General features: G+C 44.9%; 11 protein-coding genes and 4 pseudogenes. 11 read left to right on the plus strand and 4 right to left on the minus strand.

Annotated elements, in window-relative coordinates:
- Positions 1-1,035, minus strand: a complete 1,035-nt coding sequence (locus tag AB4558_RS05965; protein ID WP_372074023.1) for an AraC family transcriptional regulator — start codon at positions 1,033-1,035, stop codon at positions 1-3.
- A gap of 169 nt (positions 1,036-1,204) precedes the next feature.
- On the opposite strand from AB4558_RS05965, the gene AB4558_RS05970 reads away from it, so the two are divergent.
- From AB4558_RS05970 to purT, 7 genes are all read left to right on the plus strand, one after another.
- Positions 1,205-2,218, plus strand: a complete 1,014-nt coding sequence (locus AB4558_RS05970) for a DUF2804 domain-containing protein (RefSeq protein ID WP_372074021.1) — start codon at positions 1,205-1,207, stop codon at positions 2,216-2,218.
- 87 nt (positions 2,219-2,305) lie between these two features.
- Complete coding sequence (locus AB4558_RS05975) at positions 2,306-3,154, plus strand: sterol desaturase family protein (RefSeq protein WP_372074019.1); 849 nt, start codon at positions 2,306-2,308, stop codon at positions 3,152-3,154.
- A gap of 206 nt (positions 3,155-3,360) precedes the next feature.
- Positions 3,361-4,785, plus strand: a complete 1,425-nt coding sequence (gene sbcB / locus AB4558_RS05980; protein ID WP_017070926.1) for an exodeoxyribonuclease I — start codon at positions 3,361-3,363, stop codon at positions 4,783-4,785.
- Between the two features lie 25 nt (positions 4,786-4,810).
- On the plus strand, positions 4,811-5,182 hold the full coding sequence (locus tag AB4558_RS05985; RefSeq protein WP_004734867.1) for a CidA/LrgA family protein: 372 nt from the start codon (positions 4,811-4,813) through the stop codon (positions 5,180-5,182).
- A 2-nt stretch (positions 5,183-5,184) separates the two neighbouring features.
- A complete protein-coding gene (locus AB4558_RS05990; RefSeq protein WP_017059134.1) occupies positions 5,185-5,862 on the plus strand; it encodes an LrgB family protein in 678 nt (225 codons plus the stop codon).
- A 286-nt stretch (positions 5,863-6,148) separates the two neighbouring features.
- Positions 6,149-7,036: a cytidine deaminase gene (gene cdd / locus AB4558_RS05995; RefSeq protein ID WP_248387694.1), complete on the plus strand. Its 888-nt coding sequence runs from the start codon at positions 6,149-6,151 to the stop codon at positions 7,034-7,036.
- A 167-nt stretch (positions 7,037-7,203) separates the two neighbouring features.
- A complete protein-coding gene (gene purT, locus AB4558_RS06000) occupies positions 7,204-8,379 on the plus strand; it encodes a formate-dependent phosphoribosylglycinamide formyltransferase (RefSeq protein ID WP_372074017.1) in 1,176 nt (391 codons plus the stop codon).
- 177 nt (positions 8,380-8,556) lie between these two features.
- Here purT and AB4558_RS06005 read toward each other — a convergent pair whose 3' ends face one another.
- Entirely contained in the window at positions 8,557-9,210 is a 654-nt protein-coding gene (locus AB4558_RS06005; protein ID WP_372074015.1) for a thiopurine S-methyltransferase, read from the minus strand.
- A 324-nt stretch (positions 9,211-9,534) separates the two neighbouring features.
- On the opposite strand from AB4558_RS06005, the gene AB4558_RS06010 reads away from it, so the two are divergent.
- Complete coding sequence (locus AB4558_RS06010) at positions 9,535-10,311, plus strand: RelA/SpoT domain-containing protein (RefSeq protein ID WP_017059130.1); 777 nt, start codon at positions 9,535-9,537, stop codon at positions 10,309-10,311.
- A gap of 193 nt (positions 10,312-10,504) precedes the next feature.
- A pseudogene (locus tag AB4558_RS06015) lies at positions 10,505-11,499 on the plus strand (ABC transporter substrate-binding protein).
- A 172-nt stretch (positions 11,500-11,671) separates the two neighbouring features.
- Here the strand turns inward: AB4558_RS06015 and ihfA are convergent.
- Positions 11,672-11,968, minus strand: a complete 297-nt coding sequence (ihfA, locus tag AB4558_RS06020) for an integration host factor subunit alpha (RefSeq protein ID WP_004734853.1) — start codon at positions 11,966-11,968, stop codon at positions 11,672-11,674.
- Between the two features lie 449 nt (positions 11,969-12,417).
- On the opposite strand from ihfA, the pseudogene AB4558_RS06025 reads away from it, so the two are divergent.
- A pseudogene (locus AB4558_RS06025) lies at positions 12,418-12,530 on the plus strand (GTP-binding protein); the annotation flags it as partial.
- A 117-nt stretch (positions 12,531-12,647) separates the two neighbouring features.
- On the opposite strand, the pseudogene AB4558_RS06030 reads toward AB4558_RS06025, so the two are convergent.
- A pseudogene (locus AB4558_RS06030) lies at positions 12,648-13,370 on the minus strand (DMT family transporter); the annotation flags it as partial.
- Between AB4558_RS06030 and AB4558_RS06035 the strand changes: the two are divergent.
- Positions 13,361-14,647: pseudogene (locus AB4558_RS06035) on the plus strand (PLP-dependent aminotransferase family protein); the annotation flags it as partial. The pseudogenes AB4558_RS06030 and AB4558_RS06035 overlap by 10 nt on opposite strands.
- Between the last annotated feature and the right edge of the window lie 55 nt (positions 14,648-14,702).

Here is a 14,702-nt window from a genome sequence, read left to right on the forward strand (position 1 = left end):
TTAACTTAAACCATCACGAAACTGAGCGGGCGTTTTATTGAGCCAACCTTTAAACGCCCTTCTGAAATTTGCAGGGTCGCTATAACCGAGCCTTTCACCGATGTCATCAATGCTCATGGTTGTGCCGAGTAATAGCTCTTTGGCCAGCTCCACTCGAACTTCGGTAAGCAATATTTGGTAACTGGATTCATGGGTCACTAGCTCTCGCCTGAGTGTACGAGAGCTACAACCAAACTCATCCGCGAGTTGTTCAACATTCGGGAAACTACCTGCGGTTTGATAAAAGATCGTTTTGATCTGATTAGTCAGCAGATGCTCAGAGTCCAACGTTTCGACTATCGACTGGCAAGACGCAAGATAGCGCTTCAGTGTCGCGGCATCATGAGTCAATAAGGTCTGTGATAAAACCGAGGCATCAAAACGCAATTCACAATGGCTCTGCTCAAAAACTACAGGGCACTGGAAACGATCGTCATAGAGCTTGGCGTAATTAGTGCGTGTATAAGGCAAAGCCAAAGTGTGAATATCCAGCTCATGACCAGTCAGTTCTTTGAACAAAGAGACGATGGAACTTAAGAAATATTCACTGCAGAAAGGGAGCAGATCGCCCACTTCCAAGGTGTTCTCAATCTGAATCACTGCATGCTCGGAATCTAGAAACAATTTAACCGAGAAGATAGGACCGTTCAGGCGCAAATACTTGAAGCCCGACTTGATGGCCTCCCCGACATTTTGACTGGTCGATAGCGCATAACCCAACACACCAAAGTGGCTCAAGCTAGCGTGTTCCCCCAGCCAAAGCCCTAAGCCATCGTGAGGAAAGCTCTGATTCGCCGCGCTAAATAACGCAAGTTTATCAGCGTAAGTCAGCTTTCCATTCGGGTCTCGCCAATCCATGTTCGGCAAACCCACATCATTGAGTAGCCTTTCAATATCGATACCTCGTTGCTCTAACGTATTCAACAGCAGCGCGATATCTAATGTACCCAACTGATGCCGATGTCCGGTCGGCTTATACTCCGCAATAATCTCCAATCGTCTCTCCTTATATCGAGCCCATTCCCATAAACATGACTACTCAGCTTCAACAACACTACTAACAAAATCGTGATTGGTAACGCGCTCTTGTCCGAATATGACCTCCCAATTCTACGCTACTCATCGCACAATGGCTTTAGTTGTTAAATTAATGTGAACTATCGCAATGATAAAAACGAATCCTGCTCCACACAGTTTGATTGATTCTAATGGTCAGCCGAGCATTGGACATTTCGATGGCATCCCCAAGCACCTGAACATCGAGAACTTTGACTACCGAAACTCGATGGATTCAAAAGCAGCTCCTTGGCAGAAGCACTTCCACTACAAGCAATTTCAATTTGTCAGCATCGTCACCGAAACGCACATTATTGGTGTCGCTATCGCGGATATTCGCTACTTGGGCTCGGCATTTTGTTATCTGTACGATATTGAAAACAACCATCTAGAAGAGTCATCTTGGTTGAGGCCATTAGGGTTTGATAAACAAGTTACCGCTTCGCCATTTGACGGCACGACAAACATTGCAGGCCAAAGTATCACCTTTAATATTGAAGGCGGGCAATGGCGAGTTCGCTTGAATACCAAACTCATCAAGGCCGATATCGCTTTAGAGCCTGAAACCGACAGCTTGCCCATGGCGATGTGTAGCCCAACGGGTTATTCAGGTTGGACTTACACCCAAAAGCACAATGCTTTACGCATCAGCGGCGACATCCAAATCAAAGGAGAATCACTCGTTCTCGAACAAGCTCGTGCCGGTTATGACTTTTCAGCGGGTTACATGAGGCGTGAGACCAGTTGGCGCTGGGCAAGTATCAACACGCAATCCAATGGCACAGATATTGGCCTAAACCTCGCGGCGGGCGTGAATGAGACTGGAGGCTGCGAAAACGTATTGTGGGTCAGTGGAACCAGACACTTACTTAACCCGGTACAGTTTACGTTCAGTCGCCAAGACACGAATTTACCTTGGCAGATAACATCACAAGATGGACGTATAAACCTGACCTTTACGCCCTTAAATAACCGCAGCGAAAAGCTCAATTTATGGCTGTTAAAGAGTAACTTTCGTCAGTTCATTGGTCACTTTTTTGGCTCGATTGAAGACAACAATGGAGTGACACATCAACTCGATGGTGTTCTTGGCCTAACAGAAGATCACTTTGCTCGCTGGTAACGTAATTCTGCTGATTGAATCTCAGGCGAGCAAGTCTAAGTAAACTTGATACTAAGAACGCGTATGGCGTCTCAACAAGGATAAAACATGAATATCGACGCATTAATCAATCACCCAGAATGGCTACTGCTGGTATTAGCGCCCTTATTCGTGGTGTGCATGTTGGCTGAGTATTTTATCGGTCAGAAGCAAGGTCGATTGCCAGATAATTCCAGCTATAAACTTTCAGAAGTGATGTGTAACTTCACGCTGGCGGGAATGCATCAACTCTCCGATTTGCTCACCGGGTTATTGGTCGTTCAGTTGTATCTCTTGATGTTTGGTTGGCGTTTAATGGACATTGAAATGGGCGTGCTGAATTTTGTTGTATTGATGGTGTTACAAGACTTTTGCTATTACTGGTTCCATAGAGCAAGCCATCGTGTTCGCTGGATGTGGGCAGCACACGTCGCGCACCACAGCTCAGAACAGATGAACTTCAGTACGGCTTTCCGTCAAAGCTTAATGTACCCACTTGCTGGGATGTGGCTATTCTGGGTACCGTTGGTCATCATAGGTTTTGCCCCTAAGTGGGTCATCTTTGTGGTGCTTCTCAATCTAGGTTTGCAGTTCTTCGTCCATACACAATGGATACGAAGCTTGGGGCCACTTGAATACATCTTTAATACCCCTTCGCATCATCGAGTACATCACGGCAAAAACCCGCAATACATTGATAAGAACTACGCCGGCGTTCTTATTATCTGGGATAAGTTATTTGGTACATTCGAACCTGAAGTTGAAACTGTACGTTATGGCGTCACCAAACCCGTGAACAGTTTTAATCCGATAGTGGTCACCTTTCAAGAATGGAAGGCCATATTCAAAGATTTGAAGAACCGAGAGTTAACCATGAAGCAGAAAGTCCAGTTGATACTCTCGCCTCCATCGGATTAAACGGACGATAGACAGATTGTATTAACTAAGAAACCGCCTCAATTGGTTTCAAAACCTTCCCCACTGACTCGATTGAATAGTAAAGCACCGTTTTCCGGCAATTTATTTGTGATCTGGGTTGCACGCGTACCGCATACTATCAGATACTGAACAAAACTAACCTTCAGCCACAGTAAACGTTCCGCGCTTGCTGTTCAGGAAATTCAATGAGTTCAGATAATCAGCCAACCTACTTCTTTTTCGATTACGAAACATGGGGCGTTAGCCCAGCAAAAGACCGTCCGAGTCAGTTTGCGGGTGTTCGTACCGACCAAGATTTCAATGTTATTGGAGAGCCTCTGGTTATCTATTGCCAACCTCCCGCTGATTACCTCCCTGCGCCTGAAGCTGCACTGATCACCCGTATCACACCACAAAAAGCGGCTTCACAAGGTCTCCCTGAGCCAGAGTTTATCGCTAAGATCCATGCTGAGTTAGCCAAACCAAACACCACAAGCCTTGGCTACAACAGTATTCGATTCGATGACGAAGTAACGCGTTACACCTGTTACCGAAACTTCATTGACCCATATGCGTGGAGCTGGCAGAACGGCAACTCTCGTTGGGATCTGTTAGATGTAATGCGCGCTGTTCACGCACTGCGTCCTGAAGGCATTGTTTGGCCAGAGAACGAAGAAGGTTATCCAAGCTTCAAACTGGAACACCTATCTGTGGCAAACGGCATTGAACACGAGAACGCGCACGATGCGATGGCCGATGTTATTGCGACCATCGAGTTAGCGAAGAAGCTGAAAGCTGCGCAACCTAAGATGTTCGATTACCTTTACAACATGCGTCATAAGCGTAAGCTGAATGATCTGGTTGATATCGTAAACATGACACCATTAATGCACGTTTCAGGCATGTTTGGCCGTGACTGCAACTACACCAGCTGGATTGTGCCTATGGCTTGGCACCCAACCAATCAAAATGCGGTTATCGTGGTTGATTTAGCCAAAGATCCAAGCCCACTGTTAGAACTGGACGCTGATGAACTCAGAGAAAGGCTCTATACCAAACGCAGTGAACTGGGTGAAGACGAACTACCCGTACCCATCAAATTGGTTCAGCTAAACAAGTGCCCTATTCTTGCTCCAGCCAAAACGCTAACGGCTGAAAATGCTGAAACCATCGGTATCGATCGCCAACAATGCCTGAAAAACTTGGCACTGCTGCGCGAACACCCAGAGATCCGCGAAAAACTGATCGGCCTGTATTCACAAGAGCGCGAGTACGAAAAGAGTGATGATGTTGATACACACCTTTACGACGGTTTCTTTTCACCTGCTGATAAAACAGCGATGAACATCATTCGCGAAACTGACCCGAACAACTTGGCAGCTTTGGATATAACCTTTAGTGACGAACGAATTAAACCGTTACTGTTCCGTTACCGTGCGCGTAACTTCCCATGGACGCTCGACGAAGCTGAGCAATTGAAATGGGCGAACCATTGTCGTGAGTTTTATGAGTGCCGTTTAGAAGAGTACATGCTCAACCTTGAAAACCTCGCGCACGAACATGAAAGCGACGAGAAGAAAATGGCTATCTTGAAGGCGGTTTATCAGTACGTAGAAAAGTTAGCTAGCTAATTCCATTATCAAGAGACGTAACACTTTGAAAGAAAGATTGATCCAACTGGTTTACTGCTTAATCTCCTTCACCTTAATCATAGGTGCACTTACAGCAGGTAACGCGTTACAGCACTTTTTGGATACCTCAATTCCAGGCAGTATTTTTGGCATGTTGATTCTGTTTGCCGCCATGGTGATTGGTATTGTTCCTTCGCACTGGGTACAGCCCGGTGCAAGCTTGATTATCCGCCTAATGATCTTACTGTTTGTTCCGATCAGTGTTGGGTTGATGGATCATTTCGACATGCTCATCGCGAACGCATTGCCAATTATGGCGAGCGCCGTTGGTGGCACATTATTGGTGTTAGTATCCTTATCATGGTTCTTAGACCGCTTGCTTTCGAGAGGTAACTGATCATGTGGATTCTACTCACCATCGTGGTATTCCTATTTGCTCGCTGGGTAAGTCAAAAAGTAAACTCGCCGCTGTGTAACCCCCTGCTTATCAGCATTGGTATCATCATTCCGATTCTCACGTTCTTTAGAGTACCGTTTGAGACTTACTATGCTGACAACACTTGGATTACCTACATGCTGCAGCCTGCGGTTGTTGCACTTGCTTACCCACTTTATGAGCAGCTACCTCAAATCAGAGCCAACTGGCGCATCATTACCTTTGCGTGCACACTAGGCAGTGTGATGTCGATGACAACAACGGCAGTGATCGCAGTAGCATTTAAAGCGGACTTAACTTTGATTGCGAGCTTGTTAGGCAAATCAGTCACCACGCCAATTGCAATGGAAGTATCGAGCCATTTAGGTGGTGAAGCAGCGATTGCGGCAATACTGGTATTGATTGTGGGTCTATTTGGGGCAATTTTTGCTTACCCAATCTACAACCTCATTGGTATTAAGAGCCCGATCGCCCGTGGTTTAACCATGGGTACCGTGTCTCACGCTTTAGGCACCGCGACTTGTGCGGAAAAGAATCAGGAAGATGCAGCATTCAGTTCTTTGGCTCTTGTGCTTTGTGGCGTCATTACCTCAATCATCGCACCGAGTATATTTTCGCTCGTGGTTTGGTTCTACTCTTAACCTAAACGATCACTACGCGATTCAGCCCAACCAGAATGCTGTTTATTACAGTGTCTGTTTGGGCTTTTTATTCGCAATTATTTAGCAATAGCAGTCAAGTCACGGTCTTTTACGAGCAATAAGTGCGATATCAGCTGTATAAATGGCGCTTGTAATCGATTTCAAGTGTGACCTCACTCTAATTATGCAAGCCAATGTAACAACAACAATTCAATAGTGATCTTTATCACAGAAAATTCCTGAGCATTGCATAAACTTAAAGCCTAAGGTCAATTAAGGATTCAACATGAACAGTCGTATTACCCTGGCGCTGGAAAGTGCTCCAACAGCAATCAAAGCACTTTTGAGTGACATCGTATTAGCAGACAACTTTGACGCGACATTGTCTCCAGAACAATTTGCTAGCCTACTGCAAGCAAGTGGTTTAGCGGATGACGAGCTACGTATTGCGCTACTTCCTTTTGCCGCAGCCTATTCTTACGCTCCGTTATCTGACTTTTATGTTGGTGCAATCGTGCGTGGTTTATCTGGCACTCTGTATTTTGGTGCAAACCTTGAAATTGCTGGTGCTCAACTTGGCCAAACAGTACACGCTGAGCAATCTGCAATCAGCCACGCTTGGATGAAAGGCGAGCAAGGTATCTCTGATATCACCATCAACTTCAGTCCTTGTGGTCACTGTCGTCAATTCATGAACGAACTGACAACAGCAAAAGAACTTAAAGTTCAGCTTCCACAACGTGATGAAATGTCTCTGCAAGAGTACCTGCCAGACTCGTTCGGCCCTGCTGATTTAGGTGTGACAACTGGCCTAATGACAAAGCTTGATCATAAATACACGACCGAAGAAACAACGCCTATTGTTGTAGAAGCGCTAGCAGCACTAAACCGCAGCCATGCTCCTTACACCAAAAACCTAAGTGGTGTTTCACTACAACTGACGTCGGGTGAGGTTTTCACCGGTGCTTACGCTGAAAACGCAGCGTTCAACCCAAGCTTACCTCCTCTACAAGTGGCGTTGATTCAACTTAAACTGGCTGGCTTCGATTTCGAACAAATTGAAAGTGCTGCTTTGGTTGAAATCGCGGAAGGTAGCATCAGTCACCTGGCGGATACGCAATCTACATTAGAAGCGATTAATCCCGACATTCCAGTGACTTACTTAGCAATCTAAGTACATATAATCAACAAAAATTTAAATAAGCAGCCCTAATTAACAGGGTTGCTTTTTTTATGCCTGTAATTAACGCAACAACTTGCGCAAACGTTTGCTTTTATCATTGAAATAAGTATGATCACCCCGTTTTCAATCAATCGTTCAAAAGATCGGAAGGAATTTCTATGTTTGGTACTGCTACTCGTGAAAATGCTACTCGTGTACTTCTATTAGGTTCGGGTGAACTCGGAAAAGAAGTTGCCATCGAGTGCCAACGTTTAGGTTTAGAAGTTATTGCTTGTGACCGTTATGCAGACGCACCGGCAATGCAAGTTGCGCACCGTAGCCATGTATTAGACATGTTAGATGGTGATGCGCTACAAGCTATCATTGAGCTAGAAAAACCAGATTATGTGGTTCCTGAAATTGAAGCTATTGCCACTAGCAAGTTAGTTGAACTTGAAGCACAAGGCTTGAATGTCGTTCCAACGGCTAATGCAACCAAGCTAACCATGAACCGTGAAGGCATTCGTCGTTTAGCCGCTGAAGAGTTAAAACTAAGCACTTCACCTTACCGCTTTGCAGACACTTTTGAAGATTTCGCCGCTGCTGTTGAGTTCGTAGGTATGCCTTGCGTTGTTAAGCCGGTAATGAGTTCTTCAGGCAAAGGCCAAAGCGTTATCAAAACCGAAGAAGATATCCAGAAATCTTGGGACTACGCACAAGAAGGTGGCCGTACTGGCGCGGGTCGTGTAATCGTTGAAGGCTTCATCGACTTTGATTACGAAATCACGCTTCTAACCGTTCGTGCTGTCGACGGTGTTCACTTCTGTGCACCTATCGGTCACCGTCAAGAAGACGGTGATTACCGTGAATCATGGCAGCCACAGGTCATGTCTGACAACGCACTTAAAGCGGCGCAATACACGGCAGAGCAAGTGGTTAATGCACTAGGTGGTCACGGTATCTTTGGTGTCGAGCTGTTTGTTAAAGGCGATCACGTTATCTTCAACGAAGTATCCCCTCGCCCACACGATACTGGCTTAGTGACATTGATGTCTCAAGACTCATCTGAATTCGCACTGCACGTACGCGCCTTTACGGGTATGCCGATCAAATCCATCACGCAATACGGCCCGTGTGCATCAGCGGTTATTCTGGGCCAAGGCACTTCAACCAACATTCGTTTTGAAGGTCTTATAGAGGCGCTAGACGCGCCGCAAACACAAGTTCGCCTGTTTGGTAAGCCTGATATCGATGGTCGCCGTCGTTTAGGTGTGGCGCTTACTCGTCGTAACAGCACTGAGACAGCGATTGAAGATGCAATTGAGAGCGCGTCAAAAGTAAAAGTGATTTACTAGCTGCTAATTACTATTTTCTAGCTAATGACTACTAATTGGTAACGACTAACTCAGATCTGAACCATTACGTTCTCGCATCTGAACAATCACGACTTCAAATCTGAGCAATAAAAAAGACGGGCTATCGAGCCCGTCTTTTTTATTGAAGCGGTCTTTTCGCTAGAGAGCTCACTGCGCTTAAGCGTCTGACTCAATCAAGTACACTTCTTCACTAAATCGAGACAAGCCTTTTTTGGCAATCTTCGGATGTTCATCGTCTGCGATGTCCTGATTCAACAATGTGATCTTATAACCTGCGAACAACTGATCGATTTCTAGCTTAGGCACGCTAAACGGAGGCCCAGCCATTTCGTTTTGGTCGTAATCCAGTGTTACCAAAAGAATCTTACCACCCGGTTTCAGTAGTTGTTTCAAACGCTCGACATACTGCACTCGCATCTCTTCAGGCAATGCCACTAAAGAAGCTCGGTCATAAATAATGTCAACAGGCTGAATAGGCGCTGTGAAGTAGTCTCCCGTGTAAACACTCAATTCATCGAATTGGTAGAGCTCGTGCTGACCGCTAATTTGAGTCACAGTCGGGGTATAAAGGTGCTCTGCAAAAAATGCGCGAACCGCAATCTGGCTTAACTCGACACCTTGAACATCTTCATGCTTTGAAGCTAGCCAAATCAGATCTTCACTTTTGCCACAAAGTGGAACAAACACACTCTTCTCGTAGCTAGGCTCAGTATTTTCCCAAAATTTAATCAGAAGTGGGTTTACATCTTCGAGGTGGAAACCAATTTGGTTGGCTGCCCATTTATTGTGCCAAAATTCAGGATTATTCATCTTTCGTTCATGTTAAACAGTCATAATGCAAGGGTACAGTATAGAGAGGTAAGAGCAACCTTAGCTTGGTTTAAAGTACTAAATTGATTTCGATAAAATCAGAAACTGGCTAAGTTCAAAGTTCTGATAATTGCGGAACTAACGGTTGGGTTATTTGGCTATATCTTCACATTTTAAAGCAATATTAAACGTTAGAATTGGTTTCTGTCTTAGCTAGCCTCATTTAATATGTAGTGAAATTAGTTAAGCTGTTTTTACTCTTGTGCGTTACTGGTTACCCCTTTTGACTACCCGTTTTTTGTAACCTTGTATTTTGGAGTTTGAATGAGTGTATTTCTCCGTACGACGGCCCTAATGCTTTTGGTATTGAGCCGAGCGCCTGCATTCGCAGCAGCACCTGTTTCAACAAGTTCAACAGATCAAACGCGCACTCCTGCGCAAAACCAAGTATCTTCAAACGTATTCCGTCATAGTTTGAGCGGCCTTTACGGCATCAAAGCCTTCGACTCACGCCCGACTCAGCCTTACACCGACTTCGATATTTTGTACAGCAAAGCGCATCAAGGCCAAGCTGAACTAGAAACTATCTGTAAAAGTACTGCCCTACTCACCAATTCTGAAGCGCTATTTGCTGGCGTTAAATCTCAAGCTCGCGCAGAAGAAAAAATCGCCCTTGAGCTTGATGGTGATGTGACAAAAATTACCGACTTAGCCCGTGCAACTATCATCGCGAACGATGTAGAGAGCTTGGTTGAAGTTTACGAAGCGCTAAGCCGTGAAGCAGACGTTGTTAAGCTGAAAAATAAGTTTAAATCGCCGGCTGACTCTGGTTACCGTGACCTTAACTTGTTGGTTCGTTTGCCTAAAACCAACATCATTGCAGAGGTTCAACTTCACTTAAAAGCGATTGCTGACGTGAAAAGTGGTCCTGAGCACGAGCTGTACGAAATTATCCAAGGCATTGAGCGTCACGCAATTGCAGAACATCGCCCAATCAACGATATCGAAGCGGCACAAATCAATAGCCTACGACGCCAATCTTTAGAGCTTTACCAACAAGCATGGCAACCGTACATTACAACGCACATTAAAGCGGCTTAACACATAGATAGGCTATTCCAATAAACATCACAAGGGCTGCACTCGCAGCCCTTTTTAGTACTTGTTGAGTAGCCTCTCCACTTCCTATCCCAAATAATCAGATCGTTTAAATTTAGATCTCAGTCTCTTTTCTCCGTCGAACATTTCTGTTTCTATAGCGAATAAGCTTCTGACAAGAAAAGGAATTACGTCAATGCAGAATAACAAATCCATGCTTTCCATCGCGCTACTTGCTGCGTTTTCTGTACACGCTAGTGCTGACGAATGCGGAAAGATCACCATTGCAGACATGAACTGGAACTCGGCGAGCCTATTGCTCATGTCGACCAATTCATTTTGAATAACGACTACGGCTGTGAAGCGGACTTAATCCCCGGTGATAGCGTCCCTACGGGCACGTCAATGATTGAAAAAGGTCAACCTGATGTTGCGCCAGAGCTTTGGACTAATGGCATCAAAGAAGCGTTGGATAAGGGTGTTGCGGATAAGCGTCTACGTTACGCGGGCAAGTCTTTGGTCAACGGCGGTGAAGAAGGTTTCTGGGTACCAAACTACCTTGTTGAACAGTACCCAGAGCTTACAACCATTGAAGGTGTGATTAAAAACGCAAAGCTGTTTGAACACCCAGAAGATGATGAGAAGTTTGCGTTTTATAGCTGCCCTGCGGGTTGGACTTGTCAGATTACCTCCGGTCACCTGTTCGATGCGCTTAAGTTAGAAGATCACAATTTTGAAATGGTTGATCCCGGCTCAGGCGCCGCTTTAGCAGGTACGATAGCGAAAGCTTACGAACGCAAAAAAGCATGGTTTGGATATTACTGGTCGCCTACGCCTGTGCTAGGTAAGTATGAAATGGTGAAGGTTGATTTCGGAAGTGGTACTGACATTGAGGAATTCCGTAACTGTACGACACAACCTGATTGTGAATCTCCTAAAGTGACCATGTATCCACCAGCACCGGTTCACACAATCACCACAGAAGCCTTTGCTAATAACGAACCTCTTGCCTACCAATACTTTGAAAAGCGTGGTTTTACCAATAAACAAATGAGTGAGTTGCTGGCCTGGATGGAAGACAACCAAGCCGACGCCGAAGAAGCCATGTATTACTTTCTAGAAAGCTCACCACAGGTATGGAAGCCTTGGGTGTCTGAAGACATCGCAAGTAAGGTTCAACAAGCCCTTTAGAGTGAAGATTCAAAGTCAGAGGCCTAGCCTCTGTTTTCGCATCTAAAGCAAGTTCTTACCGGACAGTAAATAGATGGAGTTTGAGAAAGGTTACTAAAAATTAAAGAAATGCGTTTAGCTTAAACTCTATGCAGATACAAAAAGACCACGCTAGGCGTGGTCTATTGCTTGGCTACTTCTCGATTTTAATATTTTCGACACGGGCCTTTAGTTTTTGTCCCGGTCTAAAAGTAACAACACGTCGAGCAGAAATTGGAATGTCTTCACCAGTTTTCGGGTTACGACCAGGTCGCTCGTTTTTCTCGCGAAGATCAAAATTACCAAAACCAGACAGTTTTACCTGTTCGCCATTTTCGAGCGCTTTACGAACTTCTTCGAAAAACACTTCCACCGTTTCCTTGGCATCCCGCTTGCTGTATCCGAGTGTCTCAAACAGGTTCTCAGCCAAATCGGCCTTCGTGAGTGCCATAAAACTTTCCTCAAAGCTATGTTAAACATTGCTACCATCGCCAGTAGCGCCAAAGCATTTACCCTATTCAATCAATGAGATAAGGTCATTTACAAGGAAAGTGTATGCCAAGCTTCTGATTTTCGCCAACTTTTTTATCTTAACTATTTAATTATTCTTTCAAATCAGAAAGATAACTCGCTTCAAATTTCACATATATAGCTAAAAACCATCTACTCAACAGTAACGAAATGGAGTTATATTCCATACAAGCAACCATTAATAGAATTTAAAACTTTAGCGAACTAAATAATAATTTTTGAGACTTTTCTCCGATACCCAATAAAATCAGCCACTTGATTTGATATGGGACTCAACAAAGGTTACTAAATAAGCGTTATTAAATATAAGATTTGTATCATTTCAGAATTTAATTCGAATTCACTTATAAAAGCCTATGTTCTTTTGAGGTTTTCGGTTACAACTTAACAGAGGATGGCTTGACGAAATCAGAATAGAAATGATCGGTCTAGAAATAGACGATGATCTTGAGAGCCAGTTACTTGCGTGTATGGTTAGTTGATTGCTTAGTAAGTTGGTTATTTAAATAACTTCACTTCTTCGACATAGAATAAGACCTCACAAGTGCGAGGTCTTATTTGTCATTCAAAGCTGCTCATGCAATATCAGCTTTCTTCAATCATTTTTGTTCAGCAAGTGTTTGTGTCGCTTTGGTATTCGTTGTATTCGCAGATTTCACAATCAAACCAATCCCGACAAGAAACAGTATTGATGCAACAACCTGAGCCACAGACAGCACCTCATCATACATAAAGTAACCGCTAATCAATGCGAAGATAGGCACTAACAAGGTTAACGACGCGGTCGTGCTTAAAGGGTATTGGATTAGCAGCTTATTCCATACCCAATAACCAAATAGCGTGGTTGGGTAAGCTTGAAACAGCACCGCAATCGTCGTGTTCCAATCCCATTGTTCGATGCCCTGCCAGATTATTTGGTCACCGTGTAACATCACGGCAAATGGCACTGGAGCAAACAGCATCCCCCAGACATTGAACGCAAAAGCTTGAGTGGTTTTCGATGCCTTAACAATCACGCCCATCAAGGTCCAACTGCACGCCGCAATCATAATCAAGATCACGCCATTAACGGTGACATTACCCGTAGCTGCAGATACCAATACCGCCAATGCACACATAGCTAGCATCGCACCCAATAATTTACGAATAGAAGCACTCTCCTTGAACAACCACACGCCAACCGCCATGCCGATTAATACGTTGGTTGAAAGCAAGACCGATGAAAGCCCAGACGATAAACCAGCAGTGATCGACCATGAAGCCATACCCCAGATACCCACACCGAACACAAAGCCATAACTGACTAAGTAGCGCCAAGCAACAGGCGATCAGCATGTCGACCGTGGTGAGCTGCTACCAAAAACTGGAATCACAAGGTTGGATTCATTCTCGACCGCAAGCGGGATATTTTGTTTCTCCTCATAAACCTGCTCACTCAACCCCAGAGTGGGCACAGTTTGAGAGTAAGGTGTCCAGCGTTAGGCAAACCTCATCGACTCACAACTCAATCAATGGGCCTTTAGGGGTTTCGAGCACCACTAATGATGAGCAGTCGATCGTTGAACTGGAACGAAGTTTTCGTCGCGCTATTAGGCGTATGAGCAACAGGCTTAACCATTACCCAGATACACAAGGTGAGCCGATTTTACGACAGGCATTATCCACTCATTTTGCCAAGCTCGATGTGCACTTTTCACCTGAAGAGATGGTGATTACGGCTGGCTGTATGTCTGCGATTAAGGCCGCACTTGAATCTTGCACTAAAGAAGGCTACACCATCGCTATTAGCTCGCCATGTTTCAACGGTATTCTGGAATTGCTCGGACAAATGTCGCGAAAAATCATCGAGATCCCGTCTCTAGATGATGGTGTCGACTTGCAACAACTGGAAGCGCATTTGAAAAATAAACAAGTCGATGCCGCGATCTTTTGTACCTCTCATATGAACCCTCAAGGGATCAACATGTCAGCCACTCAAAAGCAGAAACTGGCTGAATTAGCGAATCACTATCGAGTGCCGATCATTGAAGATGATGTGTATCTGGAACTGTCCTACTCCTCACACACGCCGCTCCCCGCGAAATACTACGACAAAGGCGGTTTTGTCTTATGGTGTGGATCAGTATCGAAAAGTTTGTCACCGAGTTACCGTTTGGGATGGTGCTTGCCGGGCAGGTTTATCAACGAATACAAGGCTCAGTTCTCAGCTGCGAGCTACAGCGTTGCCCTGCCCACTCAGCTTGCGGTTGCTGACTTTATTGGATCTGGCCAATACGCTAAGCACGTGAGGAGAAGATGCACTCAGATCTTGTCTTTGCGCCAACAATACCTAAGTTATTTGGCTCAGCACCTTCCTCAAGATGTGAAGATAAGTAATCCACTAGGTGGCATGGTGCTTTGGCTGCAAATCCCAAGCTTGAACCAGTCAGCCTTTGCTCAGGGCATTACCGAGAAGAACATTGATATTAGGCTTGGACACCTGTTCAGCACTCTCGACCTTTACAGCAATTGCTTACGCATCAATATTGGGTATTCGTTAGAGGGTGGAGCCAAGCAGCAATTGGATGCCTTAATCGAGCTTATCCATATTCACAGCTAATAGCACGTAGCACGTAGCACGTAGCCTTTCAAAATCCGCTTTTTTAAATGCCTTC

The sequence above is a fragment of the Vibrio sp. 10N.222.51.C5 genome (assembly GCF_041474575.1).
Taxonomy (GTDB): Bacteria; Pseudomonadota; Gammaproteobacteria; order Enterobacterales; family Vibrionaceae; genus Vibrio; species Vibrio crassostreae_C.